General features: G+C 51.3%; 2 rRNA genes. Both read right to left on the bottom strand.

Going from position 1 to position 3,354, the window contains the following annotated elements:
- Nucleotides 1-25: 25 nt before the first annotated feature.
- A 5S ribosomal RNA gene (gene rrf, locus ACIPQ1_RS28700) occupies nucleotides 26-141 on the bottom strand.
- A 157-nt stretch (nucleotides 142-298) separates the two neighbouring features.
- A 23S ribosomal RNA gene (locus ACIPQ1_RS28705) occupies nucleotides 299-3,190 on the bottom strand.
- Nucleotides 3,191-3,354: the final 164 nt, after the last annotated feature.

A 3,354-nucleotide genomic window follows, 5' to 3' on the forward strand; every position in this document is an offset into this window, starting at 1 on the left:
AGCAGATAGGGGTTTCGGAATTTAATCTTGACGATGACCTACTCTCACATGGGGAAACCCCACACTACCATCGGCGATGCATCGTTTCACTGCTGAGTTCGGGATGGGATCAGGTGGTTCCAATGCTCTATGGTCGTCAAGAAATTCGGGTACCGAATCGTGGCCTGGTGGCCTCGCTTCAGCAAATTGGGTATGTGACAGCTTTCGGTGTTTTGTGAGATTCGAACTTTCGGTTCGTTTCGTCTTCACACACCGCAATCTGGTGCTCTTTCGAGTCAGCAAATTGCTTGGGTGTTATATGGTCAAGCCTCACGGGCAATTAGTACAGGTTAGCTCAACGCCTCACAGCGCTTACACACCCTGCCTATCAACGTCGTAGTCTTCGACGGCCCTTCAGGGGACTCAAGGTCCCAGTGAGATCTCATCTTGAGGCAAGTTTCCCGCTTAGATGCTTTCAGCGGTTATCTTTCCCGAACATAGCTACCCGGCAATGCCACTGGCGTGACAACCGGAACACCAGAGGTTCGTCCACTCCGGTCCTCTCGTACTAGGAGCAGCCCCTCTCAAATCTCAAACGTCCACGGCAGATAGGGACCGAACTGTCTCACGACGTTCTAAACCCAGCTCGCGTACCACTTTAAATGGCGAACAGCCATACCCTTGGGACCGGCTTCAGCCCCAGGATGTGATGAGCCGACATCGAGGTGCCAAACACCGCCGTCGATATGAACTCTTGGGCGGTATCAGCCTGTTATCCCCGGAGTACCTTTTATCCGTTGAGCGATGGCCCTTCCATACAGAACCACCGGATCACTAAGACCTACTTTCGTACCTGCTCGACGTGTCTGTCTCGCAGTCAAGCGCGCTTTTGCCTTTATACTCTACGACCGATTTCCGACCGGTCTGAGCGCACCTTCGTACTCCTCCGTTACTCTTTAGGAGGAGACCGCCCCAGTCAAACTACCCACCATACACTGTCCTCGATCCGGATAACGGACCTGAGTTAGAACCTCAAAGTTGCCAGGGTGGTATTTCAAGGATGGCTCCACGCAGACTGGCGTCCACGCTTCAAAGCCTCCCACCTATCCTACACAAGCAAATTCAAAGTCCAGTGCAAAGCTATAGTAAAGGTTCACGGGGTCTTTCCGTCTAGCCGCGGATACACTGCATCTTCACAGCGATTTCAATTTCACTGAGTCTCGGGTGGAGACAGCGCCGCCATCGTTACGCCATTCGTGCAGGTCGGAACTTACCCGACAAGGAATTTCGCTACCTTAGGACCGTTATAGTTACGGCCGCCGTTTACCGGGGCTTCGATCAAGAGCTTCGCGTTAGCTAACCCCATCAATTAACCTTCCGGCACCGGGCAGGCGTCACACCCTATACGTCCACTTTCGTGTTTGCAGAGTGCTGTGTTTTTAATAAACAGTCGCAGCGGCCTGGTATCTTCGACCGGCGTGGGCTTACGCAGCAAGTGCTTCACCCTCACCGGCGCACCTTCTCCCGAAGTTACGGTGCCATTTTGCCTAGTTCCTTCACCCGAGTTCTCTCAAGCGCCTTGGTATTCTCTACCCAACCACCTGTGTCGGTTTGGGGTACGGTTCCTGGTTACCTGAAGCTTAGAAGCTTTTCTTGGAAGCATGGCATCAACCACTTCGTCACCCAAAGGGTAACTCGTCATCAGCTCTCGGCCTTAGAATCCCGGATTTACCTAAGATTCCAGCCTACCACCTTAAACTTGGACAACCAACGCCAAGCTGGCCTAGCCTTCTCCGTCCCTCCATCGCAATAACCAGAAGTACAGGAATATTAACCTGTTTTCCATCGACTACGCTTTTCAGCCTCGCCTTAGGGACCGACTAACCCTGCGTCGATTAACGTTGCGCAGGAAACCTTGGTCTTTCGGCGTGGGTGTTTTTCACACCCATTGTCGTTACTCATGTCAGCATTCGCACTTCTGATACCTCCAGCAAGCTTCTCAACTCACCTTCACAGGCTTACAGAACGCTCCTCTACCGCATCACTTACGTGATACCCGTAGCTTCGGTGTATGGTTTGAGCCCCGTTACATCTTCCGCGCAGGCCGACTCGACTAGTGAGCTATTACGCTTTCTTTAAAGGGTGGCTGCTTCTAAGCCAACCTCCTAGCTGTCTAAGCCTTCCCACATCGTTTCCCACTTAACCATAACTTTGGGACCTTAGCTGACGGTCTGGGTTGTTTCCCTTTTCACGACGGACGTTAGCACCCGCCGTGTGTCTCCCATGCTCGGCACTTGTAGGTATTCGGAGTTTGCATCGGTTTGGTAAGTCGGGATGACCCCCTAGCCGAAACAGTGCTCTACCCCCTACAGTGATACATGAGGCGCTACCTAAATAGCTTTCGAGGAGAACCAGCTATCTCCGAGCTTGATTAGCCTTTCACTCCGATCCACAGGTCATCCGCTAACTTTTCAACGGTAGTCGGTTCGGTCCTCCAGTTAGTGTTACCCAACCTTCAACCTGCCCATGGATAGATCGCCCGGTTTCGGGTCTATTCCCAGCGACTAGACGCCCTATTAAGACTCGCTTTCGCTACGCCTCCCCTATTCGGTTAAGCTCGCCACTGAAAATAAGTCGCTGACCCATTATACAAAAGGTACGCAGTCACCCAACAAAGTGGGCTCCCACTGCTTGTACGCATACGGTTTCAGGATCTATTTCACTCCCCTCTCCGGGGTTCTTTTCGCCTTTCCCTCACGGTACTAGTTCACTATCGGTCAGTCAGTAGTATTTAGCCTTGGAGGATGGTCCCCCCATATTCAGACAAAGTTTCTCGTGCTCCGTCCTACTCGATTTCACTTCTAAGATCCTTTCGCGTACAGGGCTATCACCCACTATGGCCGCACTTTCCAGAGCGTTCCGCTAAAATCAAAGAAGCTTAAGGGCTAGTCCCCGTTCGCTCGCCACTACTAAGGGAATCTCGGTTGATTTCTTTTCCTCAGGGTACTTAGATGTTTCAGTTCCCCTGGTTCGCCTCTTGCACCTATGTATTCAGTACAAGATAACCATCTTATGATGGCTGGGTTCCCCCATTCAGACATCTCCGGATCAAAGTCTGTTTGCCGACTCCCCGAAGCTTTTCGCAGGCTACCACGTCTTTCATCGCCTCTGACTGCCAAGGCATCCACCGTATGCGCTTCTTCACTTGACCATATAACCCCAAGCAATCTGGTTATACTGTGAAGACGACATTCGCCGAAAATTCGAACTTCTCAACTAAGAGAACTCACAAATTTTACCTTAGCCTGATCCGTTACCAGTGAAAGTAACGTTCAGTCTATCTTTCTATCACATACCCAAATTTTTAAAGAACGA

It is taken from the genome of Pseudomonas sp. LARHCG127, from assembly GCF_052871455.1.